At 73.9% G+C, this 26994-nt stretch carries 23 protein-coding genes; 12 read left to right on the top strand and 11 right to left on the bottom strand.

Annotated elements, in window-relative coordinates; all coding sequences use genetic code 11:
• Positions 1-13: 13 nt before the first annotated feature.
• Positions 14-2329 carry a multicopper oxidase domain-containing protein gene (locus MNY60_RS10785; protein WP_308197126.1) on the bottom strand — a complete coding sequence of 772 codons (2316 nt, stop codon included), beginning with the start codon at positions 2327-2329 and terminating at the stop codon, positions 14-16.
• A 641-nt stretch (positions 2330-2970) separates the two neighbouring features.
• On the opposite strand from MNY60_RS10785, the gene MNY60_RS10780 reads away from it, so the two are divergent.
• The 4 genes from MNY60_RS10780 to MNY60_RS10765 all read left to right on the top strand — a co-directional run bounded on the left by MNY60_RS10780 (position 2971) and on the right by MNY60_RS10765 (position 8169).
• Positions 2971-3780, top strand: coding sequence for a cell division protein FtsQ/DivIB (locus tag MNY60_RS10780; protein ID WP_242360616.1), 810 nt, complete (start codon positions 2971-2973; stop codon positions 3778-3780).
• A gap of 130 nt (positions 3781-3910) precedes the next feature.
• Positions 3911-5140 carry a cell division protein FtsA gene (ftsA, locus tag MNY60_RS10775; protein ID WP_242339185.1) on the top strand — a complete coding sequence of 410 codons (1230 nt, stop codon included), beginning with the start codon at positions 3911-3913 and terminating at the stop codon, positions 5138-5140.
• Between the two features lie 17 nt (positions 5141-5157).
• Entirely contained in the window at positions 5158-6369 is a 1212-nt protein-coding gene (gene ftsZ / locus MNY60_RS10770) for a cell division protein FtsZ (RefSeq protein ID WP_242339187.1), read from the top strand.
• 585 nt (positions 6370-6954) lie between these two features.
• The gene (locus tag MNY60_RS10765; protein WP_242360615.1) at positions 6955-8169 is read left to right on the top strand and encodes an HNH endonuclease; all 1215 of its coding nucleotides are present in this window, start codon (positions 6955-6957) and stop codon (positions 8167-8169) included.
• A gap of 273 nt (positions 8170-8442) precedes the next feature.
• On the opposite strand, the gene MNY60_RS10760 is transcribed toward MNY60_RS10765, so the two are convergent.
• The 7 genes from MNY60_RS10760 to MNY60_RS10730 form a co-directional block, all read right to left on the bottom strand.
• Positions 8443-8970 carry a hypothetical protein gene (locus MNY60_RS10760; RefSeq protein ID WP_242341193.1) on the bottom strand — a complete coding sequence of 176 codons (528 nt, stop codon included), beginning with the start codon at positions 8968-8970 and terminating at the stop codon, positions 8443-8445.
• A gap of 122 nt (positions 8971-9092) precedes the next feature.
• The gene (locus MNY60_RS10755; RefSeq protein WP_242341194.1) at positions 9093-9731 is read right to left on the bottom strand and encodes an HDIG domain-containing metalloprotein; all 639 of its coding nucleotides are present in this window, start codon (positions 9729-9731) and stop codon (positions 9093-9095) included.
• A gap of 69 nt (positions 9732-9800) precedes the next feature.
• Positions 9801-10802, bottom strand: a complete 1002-nt coding sequence (locus tag MNY60_RS10750; protein ID WP_242341195.1) for an alpha/beta hydrolase family protein — start codon at positions 10800-10802, stop codon at positions 9801-9803.
• 135 nt (positions 10803-10937) lie between these two features.
• Positions 10938-11603 (bottom strand): outer membrane beta-barrel protein, encoded by a 666-nt coding sequence (locus MNY60_RS10745; protein ID WP_242341196.1) that lies wholly within the window; start codon positions 11601-11603, stop codon positions 10938-10940.
• A gap of 159 nt (positions 11604-11762) precedes the next feature.
• Positions 11763-12092, bottom strand: a complete 330-nt coding sequence (locus MNY60_RS10740) for a hypothetical protein (protein ID WP_242341197.1) — start codon at positions 12090-12092, stop codon at positions 11763-11765.
• A gap of 160 nt (positions 12093-12252) precedes the next feature.
• Positions 12253-14970, bottom strand: coding sequence for an alanine--tRNA ligase (gene alaS, locus MNY60_RS10735; protein ID WP_242341198.1), 2718 nt, complete (start codon positions 14968-14970; stop codon positions 12253-12255).
• 38 nt (positions 14971-15008) lie between these two features.
• Positions 15009-15443 carry a hypothetical protein gene (locus MNY60_RS10730; protein WP_242341199.1) on the bottom strand — a complete coding sequence of 145 codons (435 nt, stop codon included), beginning with the start codon at positions 15441-15443 and terminating at the stop codon, positions 15009-15011.
• 256 nt (positions 15444-15699) lie between these two features.
• On the opposite strand from MNY60_RS10730, the gene MNY60_RS10725 reads away from it, so the two are divergent.
• Entirely contained in the window at positions 15700-16392 is a 693-nt protein-coding gene (locus tag MNY60_RS10725; protein ID WP_242341200.1) for a hypothetical protein, read from the top strand.
• A 98-nt stretch (positions 16393-16490) separates the two neighbouring features.
• On the opposite strand, the gene trmB is transcribed toward MNY60_RS10725, so the two are convergent.
• On the bottom strand, positions 16491-17099 hold the full coding sequence (gene trmB / locus MNY60_RS10720) for a tRNA (guanosine(46)-N7)-methyltransferase TrmB (protein ID WP_242341201.1): 609 nt from the start codon (positions 17097-17099) through the stop codon (positions 16491-16493).
• Between the two features lie 33 nt (positions 17100-17132).
• Here trmB and MNY60_RS10715 point away from each other — a divergent pair, with 33 nt between their 5' ends.
• The 3 genes from MNY60_RS10715 to MNY60_RS10705 are packed head-to-tail and all read left to right on the top strand — an operon-like array spanning position 17133 to position 20802.
• Positions 17133-18848 carry a hypothetical protein gene (locus MNY60_RS10715; RefSeq protein WP_242360614.1) on the top strand — a complete coding sequence of 572 codons (1716 nt, stop codon included), beginning with the start codon at positions 17133-17135 and terminating at the stop codon, positions 18846-18848.
• The gene (locus tag MNY60_RS10710) at positions 18845-19516 is read left to right on the top strand and encodes an ABC transporter ATP-binding protein (RefSeq protein ID WP_242340271.1); all 672 of its coding nucleotides are present in this window, start codon (positions 18845-18847) and stop codon (positions 19514-19516) included. Before MNY60_RS10715 ends, MNY60_RS10710 begins: the two co-directional genes overlap by 4 nt.
• Complete coding sequence (locus MNY60_RS10705) at positions 19516-20802, top strand: FtsX-like permease family protein (RefSeq protein WP_242340270.1); 1287 nt, start codon at positions 19516-19518, stop codon at positions 20800-20802. Before MNY60_RS10710 ends, MNY60_RS10705 begins: the two co-directional genes overlap by 1 nt.
• 62 nt (positions 20803-20864) lie before the next feature.
• Here MNY60_RS10705 and MNY60_RS10700 read toward each other — a convergent pair whose 3' ends face one another.
• Positions 20865-22505 carry a lytic transglycosylase domain-containing protein gene (locus tag MNY60_RS10700; protein WP_242340269.1) on the bottom strand — a complete coding sequence of 547 codons (1641 nt, stop codon included), beginning with the start codon at positions 22503-22505 and terminating at the stop codon, positions 20865-20867.
• 100 nt (positions 22506-22605) lie between these two features.
• A complete protein-coding gene (locus MNY60_RS10695) occupies positions 22606-24093 on the bottom strand; it encodes a cytochrome c family protein (protein WP_242340268.1) in 1488 nt (495 codons plus the stop codon).
• Positions 24094-24196: 103 nt separating this feature from the next.
• Between MNY60_RS10695 and dusB the strand changes: the two genes are divergently transcribed.
• From dusB to MNY60_RS10675, 4 genes are all read left to right on the top strand, one after another.
• Positions 24197-25249, top strand: a complete 1053-nt coding sequence (gene dusB, locus MNY60_RS10690; RefSeq protein WP_242340267.1) for a tRNA dihydrouridine synthase DusB — start codon at positions 24197-24199, stop codon at positions 25247-25249.
• Entirely contained in the window at positions 25246-25635 is a 390-nt protein-coding gene (locus MNY60_RS10685; RefSeq protein ID WP_242340266.1) for a helix-turn-helix domain-containing protein, read from the top strand. Before dusB ends, MNY60_RS10685 begins: the two co-directional genes overlap by 4 nt.
• On the top strand, positions 25632-26447 hold the full coding sequence (locus tag MNY60_RS10680; protein ID WP_242360613.1) for a ZIP family metal transporter: 816 nt from the start codon (positions 25632-25634) through the stop codon (positions 26445-26447). Before MNY60_RS10685 ends, MNY60_RS10680 begins: the two co-directional genes overlap by 4 nt.
• Before the next feature lie 141 nt (positions 26448-26588).
• On the top strand, positions 26589-26984 hold the full coding sequence (locus MNY60_RS10675) for a cupin domain-containing protein (protein WP_242340264.1): 396 nt from the start codon (positions 26589-26591) through the stop codon (positions 26982-26984).
• The last annotated feature ends 10 nt before the right edge of the window (positions 26985-26994 follow it).

Below are 26994 nucleotides of genomic sequence, written 5' to 3'. Positions count from 1 at the left end.
GCCGCCGAGATGATCAGTAGCTCGTGACTTCCGTCCCCCGGGTGAACTCCCGCGTCACGCCGGAAGCCGGCGTGACGAAGTCCGGCCGCATCATCTCGTTGTCCTCGTGGTCGATGATGTGGCAGTGCCAGACGTAGTTGTACGTATCGTCGCCCGATGGGTCGAACGCGAACCTCGCCGCCGCGGTGGTGGCCGTGTCGGTGGGCCCCCACCGCACGAGGATGCGCGTCACCATCCCGGGCGGCGCCTGGACGGTGTCCTTCCAGCCGCGCTCGTAGGTGACCGCGGGCAGCACCGGCCCCTGCAGGTAGGGCGTGACGTCGGGGTTTCCGCCCACGACCGGGACGCCCGTCCGGACCGGGTAATCGCGGCGCAGGGCGGTCGCGATCTTCTCCGAGGTGTCCTGCGGCGTGTCCTTCGTCCCGTACGCGAGCGGCGGGCCGTAGCCCGGACAGTAGGTCGTGCCCATGGGGTCGACGGGCGTGCAGCCCTTCGGGAAGGCCAGGGCGTACGCGGCCGCGTACTTCGCGGCGTCGAACCTCTGCCGGCTGAGGATCTGGAACTGCACGAGGTGGAGGTGGATCGGGTGCGCGTCGGCGGTCGTGTTCACGATCTCCCAGACCTCGACGTCGCCCTCCACCGGGACCTCGGAGTAGGCGAGGTCGTCACCGTCCCGAGGCGTGAAGTCCGTCCTCGGCTCGCCCATCGCCGCGACGCCGGTCCACTTCGTGTTGTTGACGAGGATCTCGAGCGGGCCACCCGGATACGCGGTGAGCGCGCCGTTGATGGGGTTCACCGCGGTCATCGGCATGCCCATCACCTCGTTGAGCGTGAGCTGCCGGACGAGATCGGGGGCGACGCTCGGCGTCACCGCGCCGGGCTGGACGAGCCGCTGCATGGGCTGCTTGCGGACGATCGCGCGGGGCGCGGCCGGATGGTTGGGGGTTCCCGGCGCCGCGGGGCCGATCTGGAGCTGGAGGATCTGGCCGGTAGTGGAGCCGTTCGGCGTCGCGCCCCCGGGATTGGGGGCGCGCGCCGTGTTCCGCAGCAGCAGGGTCTGGCCGGCGTAGTTCGTGAAGTCGACGATGATCTCGTACCGCTCGCCCGGCATGATCACGAGCTTCTGCGGGATCGTCTTCGTCCCGCTGGGATCGATCTTCGCGGGCGCGTCGAGGTAGCCGCCGTCGGTCCCGATCACCCACAGCGCCGGGCCGTTCACCTTCGTCTTCGGGTTCGTGAGGAAGAGCTCGTAGGTGCGCGCGTTCGAGCCGTTCACGAAGAGGAAGCGGTGCCGCTTCGCCGGGATCGTGAGGCGCGGCCACACCTTCCCGTTCACCGCGATCGCGTCGCCGAGGAACTCCGGGTTCCAGTACGGGTGCTCGGGGTTGAGCGCCCAGCCCGGGCTCGGCGCGGTGAAGCCGCCGTTCAGGCCTGCGGTGAACCAGAGCTCACCGTTCGTGTAGAACCTCCGGTCCTGGATGATGATGGGGATCGTCTCCTCGACGGCCGGCAGGAAGTCCGCGAGCTTCGCCGGATCGTCCTTCAGCGGGTACGCGCCGGCGAGCCCCGCGTAGACGTTGAGACGCGTCGCGCCGAGCGTGTGATCGTGGAACCAGAGCGGCGCGGCCTCCTGGACGTTGGGGTACGTGTAGACGGCCTTGCCCGGCGCGGCGTCCTCGGGCCCTTCGTAACCCTTGGTGTAGTACTTCGGGCCGAACCGCGAGTCCTCGCCCAGGTCCGGGGTGAACCACGAGTCCGGGGAGCCGTCGACCTCGGCCGGCACCTCGCCGCCGTGGAGGTGCGCCACCGCCGGGATCGGTCCGTCGTAGTCGAAGGCGCACGGATCCCCGGGGGGCGGGTACATGACGAAGGCGCCGTTCGCGTCCGTCCACTCGTTCATCGCGGCCTTCATCATGCAGCCGAGGCTGAGGGGATCCGCCCAGTGCAGCGTCTGGTCTGTGCTCGTCCGGTACGCGTCGAGCTTCGTGGTGGCGACCGTGCCGAGCTCGTTCACGTACGTGATCTCGGTCGGGATGCCGCGCTGCGCGACGACGACGGGACCGAGGTACGTGTCGAGAGTCTCGCCCGACGTCGGACAGCCTCCGGCCCGGTACGCCCACGTCGTCGTGGGGCCGTAGAGCTTCCCCGGCAGCATCTGCGCCTTCACCTCGCACATGTGCAGCGAGAGCTTCCCGGGCGTCCTCGTAGCGGAGTCGTACCCGTAGTGCGTGTCGATGGTCCAGGGCGGCGTGTCCGCGGCCTGCCCGCCCTGGAGGTTGATCCGCGGTAGCTCCTCCATCCACTTCGGGATGGCGCTACCGGCCAGCACCGTCGGCGGCACTTGACCCGCTCCAGCGCTCGCCCACCCCGCCGCCAGCAACGCCGCCACACCGCGCAGCCACCTGCCCGTCCGCCTCGTCGTCTTCATGTTTCCCCCCCTGCCGACTCCCACGACGCTAGGTGCTCGTGTGGCACGACGTATGCCGCTCGAGGACGCTACGAGGAGACCCCTAGCCCAGGAGTCGAGGTACCGGCCGGGCGATGCACCAGGGCTTTCGCGGGCGTTTGGAGAATCGGTCGATCGAGGTCCGCTCGAAGAGGGGCACCGCCGAGCGGTAGAGCGACCCACGAGAGCACGAGCGCCGGCAGGGGCGAAAGAAGGGGACGGCGGCAGGTGGAGGTGGCGGCGGGCGTGTGCCCGAAGATCGGTCAGTTCACTGTGGGTGACCTCGACCTCGACCTCGACCGTCATGCCCCACACCGGCTCGGCCCTCCCCCGCATCGAGGCCGGCCAACCCGCTGATCGGACTCGCCCCTGGGTCGCGTGTAGGTCGAAAACTTGCGGCCCCCCGGCCCTCTGCCATCCTCCAACATCGGGCGATACCGCCCGGAAGCGCGGCGGCCGTGTGCGGCGGCCCCGTGACCGGGCGCTGGGGAGCGGCGGTGGCGCGGGGTCCGAACCGGCGGCGCGTGGACAGGGTTCCGGGGGAGCGGCGGCGCAAGGCCGCGGCGGCCCTCCGCTTCGCGTTCCCGTTCGCCGTGCTCGCCCTCTGCCTGGCCGGCGCCGGGTTCGGCGTCTGGCGCGTGGCGGTGGTGGGCAGCCTGCTGCGCATCGACGAGATCCGCTTCGAGGGCCTCTCGCGCGCGACCGCGCAGGAGCTGCTCGAGCTCTCTCCGGTGGCGGTGGGGGACCACCTGCTCGCGGTCGATCCCGACGCGGTGGCGGCGGCGCTGCGGCGGCACCCGTGGATCGCCTCGGTGGAGGTCCGCCGGCGGTTTCCCGCGGCGCTCGAGGTGGCGGTGGTGGAGCGGCGCGCGCGCGCCCTCGTCGATCTGGGCGCGCTCTACCTCGTCGACGAGCGGGGCGAGGTCTTCAAGCGGGCGACGCCCGGAGACGGGCTGGACCTGCCGGTGGTGACGGGCATCGGGCGCGAGGAGTGGGTCGAGCACCGGGACGACGTCGAGCCGCGCCTCGCGGGTGCGCTCGCGCTCGTCGACCGCTGGACGGAGCGCGGCCTCGACAGGCGCGCGCCCATCTCCGAGATCCACCTCGACGCGGATTACGGGACGACGCTCTGGGCCGGCGAAGAGGGCGTCGAGATCCGGCTGGGACAGGGGGAGCTTCCCGAGAAGCTCTCGCGACTGGAGCGCGTGCTCGCGGCGGTCGACGCCGAGGGGCAGCGCGCGGAAGTGCTGCATCTCGACAACCGGCGGCGCCCGGACTGGGTGGCCGTGCGGCTGTCGCGCGCGAAGGGCTCGCCTGAGCAGGCGAGCCCCTAGCGCGGGTCGAGCTTCGGCTCGCGGCGCGGCCGGTGGTCGGCGCGGCGCGAAGGTGGTGGCGGTGGTGGCGGTCCGAGAGGGCCGCAGGTTGGGCGAAGCGCGACGGCGCCAACTCGCCCGGAGGTGGTCAATGGCGAAAACCGGGGACATCCTCGTCGGCCTGGACATCGGCACGACGAAGATCTGCGCCATCGTCGGCGAGGTGACCGACGACGGCATCGACATCATCGGCATCGGCTCGCACCCGTCGAAGGGGCTGCGCAAGGGCGTGGTCGTCAACATCGACGCCACGGTCGCCTCGATCAAGCGCGCGATCGAGGAGGCGGAGCACATGGCGGGCTGCGAGATCAGCACCGTCTACACCGGGATCGCCGGCGGCCACATCAAGGCCTTCCCCTCGCACGGCGTGGTGGCGGTGAAGGACAAGGAGGTCCGCCAGCAGGACGTCGACCGCGTCATCGACCAGGCGAAGGCGGTCGCGATCCCGCTCGACCGCGAGGTGATCCACGTCCTGCCGCAGGAGTACGTGGTCGACGACCAGGACGGCGTGAAGGAGCCGGTCGGGATGAGCGGCGTGCGCCTGGAGGCGAAGGCGCTCATCGTCACGGGCGCGGTCTCGTCCGCGCAGAACATCGTGAAGTGCGCGCAGCGCACCGGCCTCAACGTCGCCGACATCGTCCTGCAGCCGCTCGCGTCCTCGCTCGCGACCCTCTCCGACGACGAGAAGGAGCTCGGCGTCTGCCTCGTGGACATCGGCGGGGGCACGACCGACATCGCGGTCTTCCACAACGGCGCGATCCAGCACACCGCCGTCATCTCCCTCGGCGGCAACCACCTCACGAACGACGTGGCGGTCGGGCTCCGCACCCCGACGCACGAGGCCGAGCGGATCAAGAAGCAGTACGGCTGCGCGATGGGCTCGATGGTCGACAAGTCCGAGACCATCGAGGTGCCGAGCGTGGGCGGCGGCCAGCCCCGCGTCCTCTCCCGCCACATCCTCGCCGAGATCGTGGAGCCGCGGGTCGAGGAGATCTTCATGCTCGTCCAGCACGAGCTGCAGAAGTGCGGGATGGAGGAGATCCTCGCCTCGGGCATCGTCATCACCGGCGGCTCGACGCTCCTCGCCGGCATGACGGAGATGGCCGAGGAGGTGCTGGGCCTGCCGGTGCGCAAGGGGATGCCGCGCGGCATCGGCGGCCTGGTCGACGTGGTGAAGAGCCCGATGTACGCGACCGCGGTGGGCCTCGTGATCTACGGGGCCCAGCAGCAGGATCTCTCGCCGTACTTCAAGATCCGCGAGGAGAACGTGTACCGGAAGGTGAAGAACCGGATGAAGGAGTGGCTCGGGGAGATCTTCTAGCCCGCGGGGAGCCTGCCATGATCGAGTACACGGACAAGCAGGACGGCGCGCGAATCAAGGTGATCGGCGTCGGGGGCGGCGGCGGCAACGCGATCAACACGATGGTCGCGGGGCGCCTCGACGGCGTCGAGTTCATCGCCGCGAACACGGACGTGCAGGCGCTCGCGGCCAACAAGGCGAGCGTGAAGATCCAGCTGGGGCGGAGCGCGTCGCGCGGCCTCGGCGCGGGCGCCAACCCGGAGGTGGGACGCACCGCGGCGCTCGAGGAGCGCGATCAGATCGCGTCGGCCCTCGAGGGCGCCGACATGGTGTTCGTCACCGCCGGCATGGGCGGCGGCACCGGGACGGGCGGCGCCCCGGTCGTGGCCGACATCGCCAAGTCCACGGGCGCCCTCACCGTCGGCGTCGTGACGAAGCCGTTCCTCTTCGAGGGGAACAAGCGCCGCAAGCAGGCCGAGCAGGGGCTCGCCGAGCTCAAGGCGGCCGTCGACACGCTCATCGTCATCCCCAACCAGCGGCTGCTCTCGGTGGCGGGTGAGAACATGTCGCTCGCCGACGCGTTCAAGCGCGCCGACGAGGTGCTGCTCAACGCGGTGCAGGGCATCTCCGACCTCATCACCGTGCACGGCCTCGTGAACGTCGACTTCGCCGACGTGCGCACCATCATGAGCGAGCAGGGCCTCGCGCTCATGGGCACCGGCCGCGCCGGCGGCGACCGCCGCGCGGTGGAGGCGATGCAGGCCGCCATCAACTCGCCGCTCCTCGAGGACGTGACGCTCGACGGCGCCACGGGCCTGCTCGTGAACATCAGCGGCGGCCCCGACCTCACCCTGTTCGAGGTGAACGAGGCGGTGTCGATGGCGCAGGCCGCGGCGGACCCGGACGCGAACATCATCTTCGGCTCGGTGATCAACGACCACCTCGGCGACGAGGTGAAGATCACCGTCATCGCCACCGGGTTCCACCAGCGGGAGGTGAAGCCCACCGCCCGGCCCGCCACGCAGGTGCAGGTGCCCATCACCGCGCCGGTCGCGAAGGCGATGCCGCCGCCGCTGCCTCCCGAGGCGAAGAAGGATCCGATCCGCCTCGCCAGCCAGACCGTCCCCGCGACCGCGCCCGCCGTGGTGCGCACGCCGGTCTCGATCCGTCGCGAGCCCGCCATCTACAAGCCGCTCGACGAGGACCAGTACGACATCCCGGCGTTCCTGCGCCGCGGCGGGCGTGATTGAGCGGCGCCGGCTCCCGGTGACGCCAGGAAGAGAGCGGCCGCCCCCGGGCGGCCGTTCTCTTTAGATCGCGGGCCGCCGGGCGACGGGGTCTGGCGCACGCGCTCCGGGCGTTCCCGCGATGAACGCGCCAGAGGTGGCGAAGCGTGCGGACGTCTCGTCGTGTAGGGACCGACATGGCGGCGCAGCCGTGAATTCAACGGGCGCATGCGAACGACGCGCATCCGCAGCTCGCGCCGGCGCACGGGCCGGAGCGTCGCGGGAGTCATCTGTTCACCCAAAGTAACTGCTACCGCCAGCGATAGTTCGACGGGAGCCGCGGCGTCGCTCGCGCTCAGGGCGGGCGTCCCAGTTGCGGTGGGTGAAACATTTCCCGTTGACGCCTTCCTCGCCTCGATCGCCCTCGGGGCATATGGGCGGCGCGGAAAGGCCGCTCTCGCGCACGATTCTCGCGCGGACCGCGCGCGCCGGTCGCCTTGGGGCATCGACGAGGGTGTGCCGGAGAACGGCGGCCAGACGCGAACCTCGAGCGTCTCCGGAGCTCCGGAAATCGCGTGCTACGAAGGGTAGTACTGGAGGTGCACACCCATGTCTGCGCTCGCCCCCGCTTCTCTCGAATCGAACGCGCTCGCGATCCGCCTGCGCGAGCTCGCCGGAGAGGAACGTGCCGTCCAGGTCGACTTCCTCCTGCACCTCAACGAGTTCGATCGGCGCCGCGCCTTCGTCGAGGTCGGCCATGCGTCCCTCTGGGCGTACTGTTTGGAGGCGCTCCACCTCCGCGAGGGCGCCGCCGGCCGGCGCATCCAGGCGATGCGGGTGCTGCGCCGCTTCCCGATCCTCGAGGCTTCTCTGCGCGATGGGCGCCTTTGCTTGTCCACCGTGGCGCTCCTCGGCCAGGTGCTCACCGAGGAGAACGTGGACCATCTCCTCACTCGCGCCGCCTTCCGGACCCGGTCCGAGGTCGAGCACCTCGTCGCCTCCGTCCAGAGCCGCACCGCTCCGCGCGCAGGCCTCCGCAAGCTGCCCGAGCGCGCGCCCGCCACGGTGAGCATCCCACTGGAGCTCCCTGAAGCCGAGCGGTCCGAGGCGGCGACCGCGGCGACTGCGCCCGCCCCTGCTGAGCCGACCCTTGATCCGGGACCCGCCACGGGTTCGCTCCCGGAGACCTCTCTCGTCCACGTGCAGCCGAAGCGACGGGCCGAGACGCTCGCCGTCTCGGAGAGCCACTGGTCGCTCCGTGTCACCCTCGACCGCGCCTGCAAGGAGGACCTCGAGACACTCCGGTCACTTCTGTCGCACAAGGTCCCGGACGGCGACCTCGCGGCGGTGCTTCACGAGGCGATCCGCTGCGCCATCGAAAAACACGGCAAGCGCAAGGGCGCGGTCGCGCCGGAGCGGAAGACGAAGGAAGCGAAGCAGGCCGGGACGACGAATGCCGCCGCGACGAAGAAGACCGCGGCGAAGCCGCCGGCTGCGAGGACCACGATCCCGGCGATAGTGCGCCGCGCGGTGTGGAAGCGCGACGGGGGACGCTGCGCCTGGGTCGGCCCGGACGGCTGCCGCTGCAACAGCCGCTGGAAGCTCGAGCTCGACCACATCCAGCCCGCCGCCCTCGGGGGACCGCCCACGGTCGAGAATCTTCGGCTCGCCTGCCGAGCCCACAATCTGCTTCACGCGAGCACCTTCGGGCGCGGCCACATGAATCGCTTCCGCCGCGATGCGGGCGACAAGCCGACGCCGCTCTCGCGCGCTGACATGGCGCCCCTGCGTCCCGTCATGCAGCTCGGGATGTGGCCGCCGTGACCCAGCGGCGGCCCGGAGTTGGCCGAAGCTCCAGCGGACGGAGGACCGGTTCGCATGGCCGCGCGGCGGGAGCGACGACTCGCCGCTTGCGTGCTCCCGGCTTGCGAACCCCTACACTGCCGCCGATGACGCTCACCGTTCTGCGCCCGCAGTGCTCCGCGCGGAGCGTTCCCGGACCGCGCGTGCCTACCCCGTCGATGCCCAACCGGAGCGCGCGGTGCGCCGCTCGTCCGACCAGGGCCGCCTCCATGAGCGCGAACCACGAGCTGTCGTTCAGCGAAGGAGCCCCGTCACGTTCACGTCGACGCGGATCGTCGCGGTGATCTCGACGGTGGTGTTCGAGGCGGGCGGCGCGCCGGTCGCCTCGATGCCGAGCGTCGGGGACTGGCCGGTGAGGTACGGCTTCAGGTCGACGTCGCCGTGGACGTCGAGGTCGAGGGCGCGCGTCCCGGCCGGCAGCGCGCGGACGCCGTGCTTCTCGGCGACGACGACGGCGGGGAGGCCGTCCGCCCGGGCGCGCAGGACGAGGTCGTCGAGCCACGTCTCGAGGCTCGCGCCCTCCCGCACCTCGAGGTGCAGCCGGCGCAGGTGCGCGGAGTCGATGTCGCCCGGGTCGATGCCCTGCGCGCGGAGCGCCTCCTGACCGCCGAGGTCGATCGGGGCGAATCCACCGATCGCCCCCGAGGGTCCGCCGCCGGGGGTCCCCGGGATGGTGAGCGTCGCGGAGCGCGTGAAGTCCACGTCGTCGAGCCGTCCACAGGCGGTCACGGCGAGCAGGAGCGCGAGCGTGGTCCTGGCCATGTCTCCAAGCTAAGGCCGGGCTTCGCGCTAGGACGCGGCGGTGAGCGGCGGCCCGGTCCGGCGGGGCCCGCCATCTCCGCGCGGGGCACCTTCGCCCCCACCCGGGAGGCAAGGGCGGCGGGCTACCCCGCGGGCTCGGCCGGCTCGGGCGGGACGGGCGCGTCCGGCAGGTCCGGCGCGGGGGCCCCCGCGAGCCCCAGCCGCTCCGCGATGGGGATCTGAGCGCGGATGACGAGCGCGACGAGCTCGGGGAGCGGCGCCCCGATCTCCTCGGCGCCCCGCCGGATGTACTCGCGGTCCACCGAGCGCGCGAACGCCTTGTCCTTCATCTTCTTCACCACCGACTCGGGCGGCAGGTCGACGACGCTCCGCGACGGCCGCACGAGCGCGCAGGCGCCGACGAACCCGGTGAGCTCGTCCGCGGCCACGATGGCCCGCTCCATGGGCGTCTCGCGCGGCACGCCCGTGTAGAACGCGTGCGCCCCCACCGCCTTCACGATGGCCTCGGGCCAGCCCTGCGCGCGCAGGATCTCCATGCCGCGGAAGACGTGGTCCGCCTCGGTCGGCCAGCGCTCGTAGTCGAAGTCGTGCAGGAGGCCGACGACGCCCCAGGTCTCGAGCTCGCCCGGCTCGGTCACGCCGGCGCGCCGCGCGAGCGCCCGCATCGAGGCCTCGACGGCCAGCGCGTGCCGGCGCAGGGGCTGCGTCTTCGTGTACTCGCAGAGGAGCGACCAGGCGGCCGCGCGGGAGGGGACGATCATCCCGGCATGATAGCGGAGCTCCGGGCCGCGCACCCGCGGGCGCGCGCCGCGCGCCGACGCGCGATCGCCCTACCCGCGCGCGAGGCGCGGGACGAGGAAGCGCAGCGAGGCGTCGAACCGGTAGTTGATGCCCATGTGTCCGTCCTCGAACTCCTCGTGCACGACCTCGACGCCGCCCGCCCGCAGGGTCTCGACCACCATGCGGGCGCCCCAGCGCAGGTGGTACTCGTCGCGCGTCCCGCAGTCGACGAACACGCTCGCCAGCCGGCGGTAGGCCTCGAGCGCCCGCGGCGCGAAGCGGACGGGATCGTGCTCGAGCCAGCGCGCCCACACGTCCTCGCGGACGCGGCCGGAGGGCAGCTCGAAGGGTAGCGCGAGGCCGAGCGGCGCGCGCGGGTCGGGGCCGTAGTGCGCCGCCATCGCGAGGACGTTCAGGACGGGGTGGTCGGCCCCGCCGAGCTTGGTCTCCGCCGCGCGCCGCTTCGCCTCCGCGAGCCACGCCGCCGCGTCGCCCGAGGCGGAGAGCGCCGCCGCCGCCTTCGGGAGGTCGGGGAGGTAGCAGTACTCGAAGTAGGCGTCCCCCGCGTGGCAGGCGAGGTGGGCGAACACGTCGGGCCGGTCGCGGCCCATGACGAGCGCGCCGTAGCCTCCCGAGCTCTTCCCGACGATGGCGCGTCCCTCCCGGCGCGGGAGGGTGCCGAGCGCGGCGTCGACGTGGGCGACCACGTCCTCCGCGACGTAGTCCTGGTAGCGGCCCACGGCGGGCGCGTTCGTCCACTGCGTCCCGCCGAGCGCGGTCATGCCGTCCGGGAACACCCCCACGACCGGCGGGATGGCGCCCGAGGCGACGAGCGCGTCGAGCCGCTCGGGCACCGTCGGCGCGAACACCGAGGTGTTCGACCACCCGCGCGCGCTCCCGGTGAAGCCGTGGAGGAAGTAGACCGCGGGCAGCGGCGCCGCACCGTGGCCGGCCGGCAGGTAGGCGAGCACGAGCCGCCGGTCCGGATCCCCGAGCGCGTTCCCCGCCAGCGCGCGCGACTCCACCTCGAGCTCGACGAGCTTCCCGTGCATGCGTTCCCTCCTTCGCGATCGCGGCCGAAGGGGTACTCCGCGCCCGCCCGTCCCGCAACCCGCGAACGAGGACGGCCGCCCCGAGAGGCGGCCGTCCGTCGACGCAGCGGCTTCGACGCTTCGATGATCGGGCGGCTACAGGTCGAAGCGGCCGCGGACGCCGAACTGAACCCACTCGTGGGCGTCCTTGTCGGTGATGTCGGCGCTCGCGGAGTTCCCCAGGCTGTCGGAGTACTTCATCTCGCCGTAGCGGCCGATGCTGAGCATCAGGTAGGGACCGACGGCGAACCGAGGAGAGGCGAAGTAGTCGCCGCCGAGCTGCAGGTTCAGGACCTCCCAGCCGGAGAACGTGAACTCGAGCTCCTCGCCGCCGCCCTCCGCCTTCACCCGGTTCCGCTCCCAGCCGGTGCCCACGCCCGCCCAGGGCTGGAACTGGCCGGTGGTCGAGAACGCGTAGGTCGCCTGCACCCCGAGCCGCAGCACCCCGCCGGAGCAGTCCACGCCGTCGAGGTCGCACACGTTCTGGTTCGTCCCGTCGAGATCCAGCGTCCCCTTCGACCAGCCGTAGGACGCGTAGCCGCCGAGGGCGAGCTGGGGGGTCACGCGGACCATCAGGTCGAGCTGCAGCGGGATCTGGCTCTTCGTGAAGTCGCTCAGGTCGACGCTGGAGCCCCCGGCGTCGCCGCCGACGTTGCCCATCGCCGGGGCGAAGCCGAGCCGGGCGCCGAGGGAGACCTGCGCGGACGCGGCGGCGGGGAGGAGGAGGGCCGCGATCGCGGCGAGGAGGGCGTGCTTGCGCATGGAGGTATTGACTCCCGGTTGGAGACCCGGGCGAGCCTGCCCTGCCCCGCGGCGGACCGCAAGGAAGGGGTTGTCGTACAGTGAACGTGGAGCGGGGGGCGACGGCGACGGGCGGCGACGGCCGCGCGGCCGCGCGTCCCTCGGGCGCGGGACGCGCGGTCAGCTGCCGCGCGCGAGCACCACGCTGCAGCGCGCGGCGAGCTCGGTGGTGCGCGCGAGGAGCGCCTGCGCCTCCTCGTAGAGGGCGGCGGCGTCCCCGTCCGCGCCGGGATCCGGCAGCTCGCCGATCTTGTCGAGCAGGTCCGAGACGCGCAGGAGGTGCTGGTGGGCGAGGAGGAGGTCGCGCCCGAGCCGCGCGCCCTGGCGCGTGAAGATGAGGCCGGTCTGGAAGAGCCGCCCGAGCGCGCCGCGGTTCACGTCGGTGACCGTGCGGCAGCGGGCCTGGAAGTCCCTGAGCCGCCGCGCCTCGCGCGCTCGCGCGAAGTCCACGATTCGTGAACGTCGGCGCTGCGGACGCGGGCGGGGGACCGGAGCCATCGTGCGGGGGAGGATCGTAGGCGGGGGGCGCGGGCGCGGTCAACGCCGCGCCTCGCTTGACACCCGCCCCGCCACCCGAACGCGGTCCGGCGTTTCCCGGGTGACTCGCCAATCACCCGAGCGCGGCGGCGACGAGCTCCTGCACCTTCGCGAGCGCCCGCTCGAGCCCGGCGGGGTCCGAGCCGCCCGCCTGCGCCAGGTCCGGCTTGCCGCCGCCGGAGCCCCCGACGAGCTTCGCCGCCTCCTTCACGAGGTCGCCCGCCTTGAGCTTCGCGGTGAGATCCTTCGTGACCGCGACCAGCAGGATCGCCTTGCCGTCCTGCTCCGCGCCGAGCGCGACGACGCCCTTGCCGATCCGATCGCGCAGCTTGTCCGCGAGCTCGCGCAGGCTCTTGCCGTCGCCCTGCACGCGCACGGCGAGGACCTTCGCGCCGCCGTTCACCTCGCGGGCCTGGGCCACGAGATCACCCGACTGCGCCGCGGCGATCTTGCCCTTCGCGTCGTCGAGGGCACGCTCGAGCTCCTTCACGCGCCGCTGGCTCTGCTCGATCTTCTGCGCGACCTCGAAGGCGCCCGCCTTGAGGAGCGCCGCCGCGCGCCGGAGCTCGTCGGCCTCGCGCTGGGAGAGCTCGACGGCCTTCGGGCCCGTGTACGCCACGATGCGCCGCACGCCGGCGGCGATCGACTCCTCGCTCGCGATCTTGAAGAACGCGATGTCGCCGGCGCGGCGCACGTGAGTCCCGCCGCAGAGCTCCTTGGAGGGCCCGATGCGGACGACGCGGACGACGTCGCCGTACTTCTCGCCGAAGATCATCATCGCGCCGGACTGGCGCGCCTCCTCGAGCCTCAGCACCGAGGTGTCCGTCTCGGCGTTCTCGCGCACGAGCTCGTTCACCCGCCGCTCGACGGCGAAGAGCTCCTCGTCGGAGAGCGGCTGGAAGTGCGAGAAGTCGAAGCGCAGGTAGTCCGGCGCCACGATCGAGCCGGCCTGCTTCACGTGCTCCCCGAGCGTCTCGCGCAGCGCGAGCTGGAGGAGGTGCGTCGCCGAGTGGTTCGCGCGGATGAGGTCGCGGCGCCGATCGTCGACGGCGAGCTCCACGACGTCGCCCACCGCGAGCGCGCCCTCCTCGACCACGCCGGCGTGGACGACGAGCCCGGGGACGGGCCGGTGCGTGTCCTCCACCCGGACGCGCACGCCGGCCGCGGTGATGGTGCCCTGGTCGCCGACCTGGCCGCCCGACTCGCCGTAGAACGGTGTCGCGGCGGTCACGACCTCGACCCGGTCCCCCTTCGCCGCCCTCGCGACGCGCGCGCCGTTCGCGACGAGCGCCTTCACCTCGGCGCGCGCGCTGGGCGCCTCGTAGCCGAGGAAGCGGATCTCGCCGAGCTCGCCCGCGATCTGCTTGTGCAGATCGCCGGTGGCCTGCTCCCCCGAGCCCTTCCACTCGGAGCGGGCGCGCTGCTCGGCCATGTGCCGGTCGAAGCCCTGCTCGTCCACGTCGAAGCCGCGCTCCGCCGCGATGACGCGGGTCAGGTCGAGGGGGAAGCCGAAGGTGTCGTAGAGCTGGAACGTCACCTTGCCCTCGATGACCGGCCGCTGGCGCTCGGGCGGCGGCGTGGCGGGCTTGCCGAGGTGCGTCTCGGGCGCCGTGAGCTTGCGCATCTCGGCCTCGAGGATCGCGAGGCCCTTGTCGAGCGTGCGCCGGAACGACTCCTCCTCCTGCGCGGCCACCTTGGTGATGAAGGCGCGGTTCTCGCGCGTCTCCGGATACGCGTCGCCCATCTCCAGCATCACCGCCTCGCACACGTCCGCGAGGAACGGCTTCTCGAGGCCGAGCCGCTTCCCGTGGCGGATGGCGCGCCGCATGATGCGGCGGAGCACATAGCCGCGCCCCTCGTTGGCGGGGAGCACGCCGTCGCCCACGAGGAAGGTCGTGGCGCGGGCGTGGTCGGCGATGACCCGCATCGACACGTCGTCGTCCGCGTCGGTCGCCCCGTAGCGCTTCCCGGCGAGCTTCTCGATGGCGCGGATGATGTTCTGGAAGACGTCGGTGTCGTAGTTCGAGCGCTTGCCCTGCGCGACCGCCGCCATGCGCTCGAGGCCGGCGCCCGTGTCGATCGAGGGCTTGGGCAGCGGGGTGAGGCCCCCGTCGGCGCCGCGCTCGAACTGCATGAAGACGAGGTTCCAGATCTCGAGCCAGCGGTCGCAGTCGCAGGCGACGCCCTGGCAGGCGCGACCGGCCTTCTCCTCCGCGCAGGGGATGTCGTTCCCCTGGAAGAAGTGGAGCTCGGAGCACGGGCCGCAGGGCCCGGTGTCGCCCATCGCCCAGAAGTTGTCCTTCGCGCCGAGCTTGTGGATCCGCTCCGGCGGGACGCCCTGCGCCTTCCAGAGGTCGTAGGCCTCCTCGTCCCAAGGCAGGGTCCCCTCGCCCGCGAAGACGGTGGCGGCGAGCCGCTCCTTCGGGATCGCGAGCCAGCGCTCGGAGGTGACGAGCTCCCACGCCCAGGCGATCGCGTCCTTCTTGAAGTAGTCGCCGAACGAGAAGTTCCCGAGCATCTCGAAGAACGTGTGGTGACGGGCGGTGAACCCGACGTTCTCCAGGTCGTTGTGCTTGCCGCCGGCGCGGACGCACTTCTGCGCGGTGGTGGCCCGGGAGTAGTCGCGCTTCTCACGTCCCGTGAAGACGTCCTTGAACTGGTTCATCCCGGCGTTCGTGAAGAGGAGCGTCGGGTCGTTCTGCGGGACGAGCGAGGAGCTGGGGACGCGGCGGTGCCCCCTCTCCTCGAAGAAGCGGAGGAACAGCTCGCGGATCTGGGCGGCGGTCTTCATGGCGGAGAGCGTTTTCTAACAGAGGGTTCGGCGCCTGGCTACCGGCCGGAGGAGCGCTGCGCGTCCGGGAGGACGACGCGCCAGCGCCCGTCCTCGCGCACCATCTCGACCTCCGCCGGGCCGGCCGCGCCCTCGACCTGCACGGCGAGCAGCGCCGCGTCGCGCGACTCGCGCCGGACCGTCACCGAGGCGAGCCGGCCGGCCGTGGGCGAGAGGTCCCCGAGCACGAGCTCGCGGCCGGTCGCGGGCAGGACCCCGGGAGCGGCGCGCGCGGCCACCTGCCTCGCCCGCTCGTCGAGCTCGGCGCGAGAGCGCTCCGAGAGCATGCTCCACACGGTGTCGGCGTCGCCCGCCCGCGCGGCGGCGGCGAAGACGCGGTAGCGGTCGGCCGGCCCCTCGGGACGCCGGCAGGCGATGGAGAGGAGCGCGAGCAGGGCGGCGCCGAGGGCCATCCTCGTGAATCGAGCGGTCATCTCGCCAGCATAGCCGCAGGCCGTGCTTCTCCGGGCACCCGGGTCGCCGTGCCGGGCGGGGGCCCGGCGTGCGGGGCGGCGGGCGAGCAGAAACGCGCGTCGTGTGGCTCGGCCGCTCCTCGCTCGGCCAGAGTCCACATATTTGGCACCGGCGGCGGCGCAGCGGTGAAGCCCGCGCGCTCGCCCGCACCTTCGGGTGGGGCTCGCCGGCCGATGAACCCGCGCACAGCATTTGCGCATCAGGAGGGGGAGAAGAATGCAGATCCGCAAGATGGCGCTGGCGTTGCCGTTCGCGTTCGGCATCGCCTGCTCGACGTCCCACGCGAACCGCACGGCCCGGACCGAGGGGACCACGCCCGCGACCGCCAGCGAAACCACGGCGCGATCCGGAACGCAGAGCGACACCTATGGCACCTCGGGCAGCGCGACCGCCCAGAGCCCTGACATCAAGGGACACGACAGCGACAAGGTGCTGATGGGCAAGGTCGCGAGCGTGTCGTCGAACTCGGTCTCGATCCAGTCGGACATGGGCGACAGCAGGACGCTCCAGGTCGTCCCCGAGACGATCGTCACCGTGGACGGCCGCACCGGCCAGATCTCCGACATCCAGCAAGGCCAGGACGTCCGCGCCAGCTTCAACGAGCAGGACGGCAAGCAGGTCGCGGTGAAGATCGAGGCGGCCCCGATGGCCGGCGGGACTAGCGGTCACATGGGCGGCGACATGGGTGGCCACATGGGCGGCGACACCAGCACGCCCAGCAGCGGCACGACCAGCGACACGGGCGCAGCGACCCCGGGCACGGGCAGCGGCACGGGCACCACCGGCAGCGACACCTCCGGCAGCAGCAGCACCCCCGGCACCAGCACCCCGTCAGACACCGGCACGAGCAGCGGCTCGACGGGCACGGGCGGCGGCTACGACACGTCCGGCACCGGCACGCGCCGTTAACTCCGCGTGAAGGCCTCGACGCGGCGAAGCGCGCGGAGCGGCCCGGAAGACGACGCCCCCGGCCACACGGCCGGGGGCGCTCGCGTCTCCGCTCGCCGTCACTCCGGCTTGCGCATCCGCAGGCGCCACACCGGCTGACCGGTCTCGAGGTAGCGCTTCTCGCGCGTGGAGGGGATCTCGTCGGGCGGCCGCTCCGCGAACGCGCCGGGCCCGGCCTCGTTCTCGAACCCCGCCTCCTCGAGCCGCACCACCGCCTCCCGCGCGTAGCGCTCGACGTCGGTGCGGAAGTCGAGCAGCCCGCCGGGCGCGAGGAGCCCGAGGAGCAGGGTCGACATGCGGTCGTCGACGAGCCGCCGCCGGACGTGCCGGCGCTTCCACCAGGGGTCCGGGAAGTGGACGTGGATCGCGGCGAGCGATCCCGCGTGGAAGAGGCGCGGCGCGAGGATGCGGGCGTCGCCCTGGATGACGACGAGGTTCGCGTGCCCGCGCCGCTCCCGCTTCTCCGCGACCTCCTCGGCGAAGGCGCGCCGCTGCTCGATCGCGACGAGCGCCCGGTCGGGGTACGCCGCCGCGAACCCGAGGGCGAAGCCGCCGTGGCCGCAGCCGATCTCGAGCTCCAGGCGGGCCGCGGAGGGCCCGAGCCGGGCCGCCCAGTCGGGCGCGAGGTCGAGCGCGATGGGGGCGTCGTCGTCGTTCGAGAAGATCATGAGCGCGCCTGTTTAGCATGCTAAGAAACCCGCGTGCTCCGCCGCGCGGCCCCGGCACTGCTCGTCGCCGTCGCGCTCGCCGCCGGGTGCCGGGGGTGCGGCTGCCGGGAGGCGGTCCGCGGTGCCCCCGCGGAGCGGTTCCTCCCACCCGGCGTGCGTGCGGCGGTCCTCGCGCCGGAGCTGGGCCGCGCCGCCTCCGACCTCGCCGCCCTCCACGCGACCGCCGCGTCCTTCCCCGGCGCGGGTGAGCTCGCCGGCGCGCGCGGAGCGCTCGCCTCCCAGCTCGGCTTCGATCCGCTCGACGGCGCGAGCCTCGCCGGCGCCGGCCTCGACCCGCGCCGCGCCGGAGCGCTCGCGCTCGCGGGTCCCGGCGGCGCGACGCCGCTCCTCGTCCTGCCGGTCTCCGACGCCGGGCGGGTCGAGGCGCTCCTCGCTCGCCTCGCCCGCGAGCGGCTCGGGGCCGCGGTCCGCAGCGACGCGACCCACGGCGGCCAGGCGATCGTCGTCCTTCGCCGCGCCGCCGGCGCGGCCGCCGCCCTCTCCTACGCGATCGTCGAGCGGACCGCGCTCGTCGCGCCCGGCCCGGACGGCCCCGCCGTCGTGGCCGAGGCGGCCGCGCTCACGCCGGAGACCGCGCTCGGCGCCACCGCCGCGTTCGGCGCCGCGCGCGCCGCCGCCGCCGACGGCGCCGCCGCGCTCGTCTACGTCCCGGGGGGCTCGGCCCTCCTCGCCGAGCTGCCGCAGGCGCGCGACGGTCTCGGCATCGGGCTCTCGGCCACGAAGGATCGCCTGCACGCGCGCGCCGCGCTCCTCGCGGGCGGGCGGGCCGCGGCGCTCCGCGCCCTCGAGGCCAGCGGCTCGGGCGGGGCCACCGCCGCCCACCTGCGCGGCGACGCAGCCGTCGTCCTCCGCTGGGACGGCGATCCCGCCGCGCTGGGCGAGCGGCTCGTGCCCCTCCTGCCGGAGGAAGACCGCGCCCGCCTCGCCGCGCACGGCGTCGACCTGCGGCGCGATCTGTTCGGCGCGCTCGCCCCCGGCGCCGCGGTGGCGCTCGCGATCTCCCCGCGCGCGGCGGTGAGCGCGCTCTCGCCCGAGGCGCTCCGCGCCGACCCGCTCCAGCTCCTCGAGCTCGAGGCGATCCTGCCGGTGAAGGTGGAGGCCGAGGCCGCGCTCCGGCGAGTCGCGGCGGCGCTCGCGGAGACCGTGCCGGGCGGACCCAGGCGCGGCGGCGCGGCGCGAAGCGCGCACCGGCGCGGTGGGCTGCCGGCGGACGGCCCGGACGACGCGCTCGCCGCGCCCGACACCATCGTGCGGATGCCCACCGCCTCCGGCGAGATCGCCTGGCGGCTCGAACCGCGCGCGCACCGGCTCGTCCTCGCCGCGGGCGCGGCCGGCCGCCTCGACGCGCTCCTCGCCCGGCTCGGCGGCGAGGGCGCGGGCTTTCGCGCCCCCACCCCGGGCGCGGAGGCCGCGCTCGCGGGGGGGCTCGGCGGCGCGGTGGTGGACGTGCAGCGGCTCGTCTCGAGCGTGCGCGCGCTCCCGCCCGAGGCGTTCGGGACCGGCCCCTCGGGCTTCGTGGTGCGCGCGCTCGCGGAGCGCTTCCTCGAGCCCGCCGCGCGGCTCCGGGCGCTGTCCCTCGAGACGCGCGTCGCGCCCGGCCCGGGCGGAGCGCCCGGCGCGCTCGTGCTCGACCTGGACGTCGAGGCGCGTGCCCCCGAGGCCACGGGCGGCGGGGGCGTCCAGCGGTGATCCGGCTCCGCGGCGTGAAGAAATGCTTCCGGGACGGCGCGAGAGAGGTGCCCGTGCTGCGCGGCGTGGACCTCGACGTCGCGCCGGGCGAGCTCGTGGCCATCGTCGGGCCGTCCGGCTCGGGCAAGTCCACCCTGCTCCACGTCGCGGGCGCGCTCGACCGCGACTTCGAGGGCGAGGCGGTCGTCGCGGGGACCTCGCTCGCGGGGCTCGGCGAGGCGGCGCGCGCGGAGCTCCGCAACCGCGCCATCGGCTTCGTGTTCCAGGCCTTCAACCTGCTCCCGACCCTCTCCGCGCTCGAGAACGTGATGCTGCCCGGCGTCCTCCGGCGCGCCGGTCCGGGCGGCGGGATCGGGGAGGTCCGCGCCCGGGCCCGGGACGCGCTCCAGCGCGTCGGCCTCGGCGACCGGGGCGGCGCGCCGCCGGCGCGGCTCTCGGGCGGCGAGCGGCAGCGCGTGGCCCTCGCGCGGGCGCTCCTCTCCCGTCCGGCGGTGCTCCTCGCCGACGAGCCGACCGGGAACCTGGACGCATCGAGCGGCGCGGACGTCATCCGGCTCTTCGTCGAGCTCGCCCGCGACGGCGTGTCGGTGCTCGTGGTCACGCACGAGGAGCGCGTGTCGGACGCGGCGACGCGCGTGCTGCACCTCCTCGACGGGAGGCTCGCCTGATGGCGGGGGCCCGCGGGATCCTCTGGCTGGCAGGGGCGGCGCTCCGGGCCGATCGCCGCGGGGCGGCAGTGAACGCCGCCGCGGCCTGCGTGGGCGCGGCCGCGCTCGTCCTCTTCCTCGCGCTCGGCCTGGGCGTCGGCGCCGCGGCCCGCCGGCTGTTCCCCGCCGACGCCCGGCTCGTGGAGGTGGTCCCCGCGCGCGTCTCGCTCGGCGGGGTCCTCGGGGGCGGCCGCCTCGACGACGACGCCGTGGGGCGGCTCCGCGCGCTCCCCGGCGCGGCGGCGGCCTGGCCGCGCCTGCCGCTCGGCGTGCCGGTCTCCGCCTCCGAGCCGGCGGGAGGCCTCGGCGGACGCTGGCCCTCCGGCCTCGCGCTGCAGCTCCCGATCGTCGGGGTCGATCCCGCCCTCGTGGAGGAGGACGTGGCGCCGGGGGCGTTCGCCGATCCTCCGCCCGGCGCGCCCATCCCCACCGTCCTCGCCCGCCGCCTGGTCGAGGTCTACGACCGCACCCTCGCGCCCGCCTGGAACCTGCGCCGCCTGCCGCCGGGCGTGTCGCTCGTCGGCGTCGAGCTGCCGGTCCGGGTCGGGCACTCCGTCGTGGCCGGAGCGAGCGAGGCGCGCGTCGAGCCCGAGCGCCTCCGGCTGGCCGGCCTCTCCGATCGCGTGCCGCTCTACGCCGTCGCGGTGCCCCTCGAGACGGTCCGCCGACTCCACCGGGAGTACGGCAAGGGCGACGCGGCGTACGGCCAGGTGACGGTGCTCGCGGCGCGCCCGGAGGACGTGCCCGCCCTCGCGGCCGCCGCGCGGCGCATGGGCTTCGCGGTGGACGAGGGCGAGCGCGCGACGGCGGAGCGGGTGGCGCTCATCGTGAAGGTGACGACCGGCGCGCTCGTCCTCCTCGCCGTGGCGATGTGCGCCCTCGCCGCGCTCGCGATCGCCCAGGCGCTCTCGGCGAGCGTCCGCGGCCGGGTGCGCGAGCTCGCCGTGCTCCAGGCGCTCGGCGCGGCTCCCGCCGACGTGCGGCGGATCGTGCTCGCCGAGGGCGCGGCGATCGGGCTCGCCGGCGGGCTGGCGGGCGCGCTCGTCGCCAGGGGCCTCGCCGCGCTGGGCGACGCCGCGGCCGCGCGGCTCCTCGCGGACCTCCCCTTCCGGCCGGAGAGCTTCTTCCTCTTCCCGCCCTGGCTCCTCGCGCTGGGCGTCGCGGTCCCGGCGCTCGCCGCGATCGCCGGCGCGCTCGGGCCCGCCGCGGCGGCGGCGCGCGTCGATCCGGCACGGACGCTGTCCTGAGCGGGGATTCGCGATCACCTTCCGGGGTCGCGAATCACGCCGCCTTCGAGGCTACAGAGCCGCTACCCGCGCTCGCTGTAGACGACGAGCTTCTTGCCGACGAGGAGCTTGTGGCCGTTCGGGTTGTGGATGCCGTTCCAGCGGCAGAGCTCGGAGAGGTCCACGCCGAGCCGCTGCGAGATCGACCAGAGGGTGTCGCCCGCCTGGACGCGGTGGGTCGTGCGGGCGCGGCCGGCCGGGACGCGGACGGCGGTCCGGGCGCGGGCGCGGGCGATGGTGGGCTCGAAGGTGGGATCACGATCGGCGGACGCCACGGCGGAACCAGCGCCGATCGGCTTCGGGATGAGGAGCTGCTGTCCCACGCGCAGCTTCTTCGCGGTCTTCATCCCGTTCATCTCCAGGATCCCCTGCATCGGGACGCCATGGCGATGCGCGATCGACGAGAGCGTGTCGCCGCGGCGGACGACGTGGCCCGCGAAGGTGAGCCGCACCTTGGGCTGCATGGCCGGCCAGCTCGCGGCGAAGGTCTCCGCGTTCGCCTTCGGGATCTTGAGGGAGTAGGGGCGCGGCGGCGTGCAGGAGCGGCGCAGCTCGGGGTTCAGGTCGATGAGCGCGCGCTCCTCGATGCCGGCGGCCTTGGCGAGCACGGAGAGCAGGGTCGCGGAGGGGATCTTCACCTCCTCGTACTCCGTCCACGACTGCTTCTCGATCTCCTCGTCGGTGAAGCCGAAGGCCTGCGGGTGCTTCGAGAGGATGGCGGCCGCCATGAGCTTCGGGACGTAGCCCTTCGTCTCGGGGTGGAGGACCTTCTTCCCCGGCTCCGCCGCCATGTCCCAGAAGTCGTCGTAGCCCGCGTCCTTCGCCCGCTGGATGCGGCCGCCGCCGCCGTTGTAGCCGGCCCACGCGAGGCGCCAGTCGCCGGTCTGCGTGTAGAGCTGCTTCAGGTAGCGGGCCGCGGCGCGCGCGGAGCGCTCCGGATCGCGGCGCTCGTCGACCCAGAAGTCCTGGCGCAGGCCGAACGCCTTGCCGGTCGAGGCGATGAACTGCCACGGCCCGGAGGCGCTCGCGTGGCTGTACGCGAAGTTGCCGAAGCCGCTCTCGATCATGGCGAGGTAGACCGTGTCCTCCGGCAGCCCCTCCTCGCGCAGGATGGCCCGGTAGTGATCGAGGTAGCGGTGCGAGCGGCCGAGCCACTTCACGAAATGTGCGCGCGCGGCGGGCGACTGGAAGAAGCGGACGTAGCCGACCACCGCCTCGTTCACGTCGATGGGGATGTCGTACTTCGCGCGGAGCTGGGCGAGGTCCATGTCCAGCTCGGGCAAGAGCTCGATGCGCCCGGCGCCGGTCTCGTGCGGCACCTTGCCCTCTACCGCCGCGTCCTTCGCGCCGTCGCGGACGTGCGCCTCCTCCTCGGCGCGGCGCACCGCCTCGATGTCCGCGGAGTCGCGATCGATCTCCTCCGCGATGGGCGGCTCGTCGGGCACGTCCGCCCAGGCCTCGATCTGCGGCGCCCGCGGCGCGGGGGCGGCGAGCTCGAGGGCCGTCTCCACGACCTCCGGTTCAGGCACGCTCGCAGGCGGCAGCACCTGCGTGGCCGCCGAGTGGGCGGCGCTGAGCGCGGCGGACCGCGAGGCGCGGGCCTCCGACGCGAGGGGCGCGGCGAGAACGGAAAGGACGAAAAGGGACAGGCGCGTCGGTCGCATCGCTCCTCGGCTGCTCAGGCGCCGGCCAGGGGGCCGGAGCCTCTCAGGGTTGACATGGTAGCGGCCAAACTACTGGGGTCAAAATCATGCGCTCGCTCGCCTACTTGCTCGGCTGCCCGTGGCCGGGGCCGAGGATGAGGGCGCGGTAGCGCGCGAGGTCGAAGCGAACCGACGCCTCCGGCGTGTGGCAGGACCGGCAGCGCGTCGCCGGCACCTCGCGCGCGATGTGGCCGGGAGGATCCCGGACATGCGCGCTCGCTGGCCCGTGGCACGCCTCGCACTGAACCGCCTCCCGGCCAGCGACCTGCGCCACGCCGCACGCGCCGCCGGGCTCCTTCCAGCCGGTCACGTGACAGCGAACGCAGGCGAGGTCGAACTGCCGCCCTACGCGGACGAGCGTCTCGTACGCCGCCGAGTGGGCCGTCGTCTGCCAGTGAGACTGCGCATCGGGGTGGCACGCACGGCAGGCCCCTTTGCTGGCGCCCGCTCCGACGTACGACGAAACGCCCTTCGCCGGCGGGGGGCAGACCTCCCCGCGCGAGCGGGCGTGGGCGAGGTTCACCGCCGCGACCTCCCGGTAGTGCGCGTCGATCATCCCCCGGACGACGGGGTCCTCGGGGATGTCCTTCGTGAGCGGGACGAAGCTGACGCGGAGCGCGGGCCGATCCGGCGGCGCCTCCGGGAGCGCGGCGGCGCGAAGCTCGCGCTCGCGCGCGTCGAGCTCGCGGAGCTTCGCCTCGAGGGCGGCCGCGAGCGGCGCCTGTCCCGCCGAGCGCGCGCGCGCGAGCCGGTCCGCGTACGCGGCGCGGCGCTCGGCGACGAGCGCGAGCTCCTCGTCGCGCTGCGACGCGCCCCGCAACACCTCGAACGGGCGGGAGAGATCGCCGCGCAGCCACAGGTCGATCCGCGCGAGCGACTGCCCGCGACCGGCCACCTGCACGACCGGCACCGGGGCCTCGAGCACGGCCCGGTCCTGGTCGTCGTCGATGAGGCGCTCGCGGTGGGCGGCGAGGAGGAGCGCGAGGCCCGCGCGGCGCGCCTCGTCCGCCCGCTCCAGGGCGGCGCGCGTGCCGCCGGCGTGCACCACCGCGACGCGCACCGGCGCAGAAGGCACCTTCCCGAGCGAGCCGAACCCGAGCTGACCGCCGAGCACGGTCCCCTCCGTGAAGGGGATCCCGGTGGACCGCGCGAACCGCTCGCCCAGGAAGAGGTCCCGCTCGCCGGCGACGGCGGCGGCGAGCCCGAGCCGGCGCATCACGGCCCCGAGCGTGCGGGCGCGGAGGACGTCCTGATCGTGGGCCTCGGCGTCGGGAGGGAGCTCGAAGAGCAGGTCGCCGCCCGCGACGAAGAAGGTCGGCGCCCCCTCCGCCCGGATTCGCGCGAGCACCGTGGCGGCCCGGGCGAGGCCGCCCCGCTGGTCCTCGCTGCACCCGCACGGCTCCAGATAGCCCCCCACGTCCGCCGCGTAGACGAGGGTCACGCGATCGGGGAGGCGGGGCTCGGGCCCGGACGAGGGCGCGGCACCAGCCGGGGCGGCCGCGACGGCGATCACGGCCGCGAGGGCGATCGCGGGGTTCGAGTTGCGCATGGGGGCTTCGCGGCTTAGCAGGGAACCGCCGGCCGCCTCGCGAATTCCAGGTTTCCCGCCCGTCGGCGGGAGTGCTAGATCCCGGCCGCCGCCCACGTTCCGCATGTCCGTCCAGATCGGCCCGTACTCGTTCTCCGGCAGGTTCTTCCTCGCGCCGCTCGCCGGGGTCTCCGACCGCCCGTTCCGCGCCATCTGCCGCGCGATGGGCGCGAGCTTCGCCTACACCGAGATGGTGAGCGCCCACGGCCTCGTCCACGGGACGCTCCAGACGGAGAGCTACCTCGATCGCGAGCCGGACGAGGACCCCTTCGCGGTGCAGATCTTCGCGTCCGAGCCGGACGTGCTCGCCCGGGGCGCGGAGGTGGCGGTCCGCGCCGGCGCCGGGATGATCGACGTGAACATGGCGTGCCCGGTGAAGAAGGTCTGCGGGACGGGCGCCGGCGCCGCGCTGGGGCGCGACCCGCGCCGCGTCGAGGAGGCGGTCCGCGCCATCCGCGCGGCGGTGGCGGTCCCGGTCACCATCAAGATCCGCGCCGGCTGGGACGACGCCGAGCTGAACTGCGTCGAGGTCGCGCGCGCCGCCGAGGCGGGAGGCGCCGCCGCCGTCGCGCTCCACGGCCGCACGCGGAACCAGATGTACTCCGGGCGCGCGCGCTGGGACCTCGTGCGCGCGGTGAAGGCGGCGATCTCCATCCCCGTCCTGGGTTCGGGGGACGTGTGGACGGCGGACGACGCGCTGCGCATGCGGGCGGAGACCGGCTGCGACGCGGTCCTCGTGGCCCGCGGCGCCTGCGGCAACCCCTGGATCTTCCGCGAGCTGCGCGCGGCCGAGCTCGGCGCGCCCCGCCCGCCGCCGCCCACCCGGGACGAGTGGGTCGGCACGGTGCTCCAGCACGTGCGGCTCCAGGTCGAGCACCGGCGGCGGCAGCGACCCGGCGACGATCCGCGCGAGGCCGAGCTGCTCGCGATCCGTGAGCTCCGCAAGCACCTCCTGTGGTACACCCGCGGCCGCCGTGGCGGCGTCCACTTCCGTCGCGACGCCGACCGCCTCAAGACCGCCGCGGACGTCGCGCAGGTCATCGAGGAGCACTTCCCGGCCGGCGGCGCGAGCTTCGAGCTGGACCCGGGGTTCCGCCGCGAGGAGGAGGGGGAGTGAAGCCCAGGGCCCTGCTGCTCGCCGACTCGGCCGAGCTCGCCGGCGCGTGCGCCGAGGCGGGCTTCGAGGTCGAGCGCGCGCAGACCGTCGCGGAGGGCCGCGCCCTCGCCGCGCGCGAGAAGTTCGCCATCGTGGACGCACGCATCGCGAGACCACGCCCGCTCGACGAGGAGCTCCAGCACCGCGTGGAGGCGTTCTTCGAGCGGCTGCGCGGCCACCCGGCCGGCGGGCTCTACGACTCGGTCATGCGCGAGGTCGAGAAGCCGCTCATCGCCGGCGCGCTCGCGCGCGCGAACGGCGTGCGCGCCGCCGCCGCGGCGGCGCTCGGGATCGATCGCGGCACGCTCGTGCGCCGGATGCGGGCGCTCGGGCTGGACGACACATGACCGAGCTGCAGTCCCTGGCCACGTACACCGGAGCGATCCTCGCGGGCGCCCTCGCCGGCGGGGCGCTCCCGCTCTTTGGCGCGATGCGGCGCTCCGACGTGCTGCTCTCGTTCTCGGCCGGCGTGATGCTGGGCGCCGCCTTCTTCCACATGCTCCCCGAGGCGGTCGAGGCGGGCGGCGCGGCGGCGCTGCCGTACGCGATGCTCGGCTTCCTCCTCCTCTACCTGCTCGAGCGCTTCGTGCTCGTGCACGTCTGCGCCGAGCCCGGCCCGGGCGGCGTCCCGGAGCTGGACCCGCACGTCCACGGCGCGCCCGCCCACGTCCATGTGCACGGCGACGCGACCGGCTGCGGCGTCCACACGATGGGGCTCGCCGCCTTCGTCGGGATGAGCCTCCACACGATCGTGGACGGGTTCGCGCTCGGCGCGGCGAACGTGGAGGCGGAGCTCGGGCTGCTCGTCTTCCTCGCCATCCTCGCGCACAAGATCCCGAACGCCTTCTCGCTCTCGGCGATCCTGCGCGCCGAGGGCTACACGCGCGGGCGCGCGCTCGCGATGAACGCCGCGTTCGCGCTCATGGTGCCGCTCGGCGCGGGGCTGTACGTCCTCCTGCGCGAGACGGTGCACGTGGAGGCGTTCACCTCGATCGCGCTCGCCGCCAGCGCGGGGACGTTCCTGCACCTCTCGCTCTCGGACATCCTCCCCGACCTCCACCGCCGCGGCGTCGCGCGCTGGCGGCTCTCGATCGCCATGATCGGCGGGCTCGTGCTCATGTGGGCGCTGCGCTTCCTGCGCGCGGGGCACGGGCACTGAAGACGCTCTCGGCCAGCCCGACGCGCTCGCCTCCTCACCCCACGGGCGGCTGCTCCCTGTGTGGCCCACCCGCGGCAGCCCGATCCGTTCCTGGCGATCGGCGCAGGAGGGGGTGGAATGAGGCGGCGAGGGGAGGCTCCGATGAGAGGGTTCGTCGACGACATCGAGGACAGGACCGAGGAGAACACCGACTTCCGGCGCGTGCTCTACACCGGGAAGAACCTGCAGCTCGTGCTGATGGCGCTCCGCCCCGGCGAGGAGATCGGCGAGGAGGTCCACGAGGACCGGGACCAGTTCTTCCGGGTGGAGAAGGGACAGGGCGAGGTCTCGATAGACGGCAAGCGGACGAAGGTCGAGGGCGACTCCGCCATCGTCGTCCCCGCCGGCGCGCGCCACAACGTCCGCAACACCGGCGACGAGCCGCTGAAGCTGTACACGATCTACGCGCCCCCCGAGCACGTGGACGGGACCGTGCACGCCACGAAGGCCGCCGCCGACGCCTCGGAGGAGCACTTCGACGGACGGACCACGGAGTAGCGACGATCGT

Source organism: Anaeromyxobacter sp. SG17, assembly GCF_022690695.1.
In the GTDB taxonomy this organism is placed as follows: Bacteria; Myxococcota; Myxococcia; order Myxococcales; family Anaeromyxobacteraceae; genus Anaeromyxobacter; species Anaeromyxobacter soli.
Note: the sequence above shows the minus strand (reverse complement) of the source record. Positions and strands in the feature narration are given on the sequence as shown.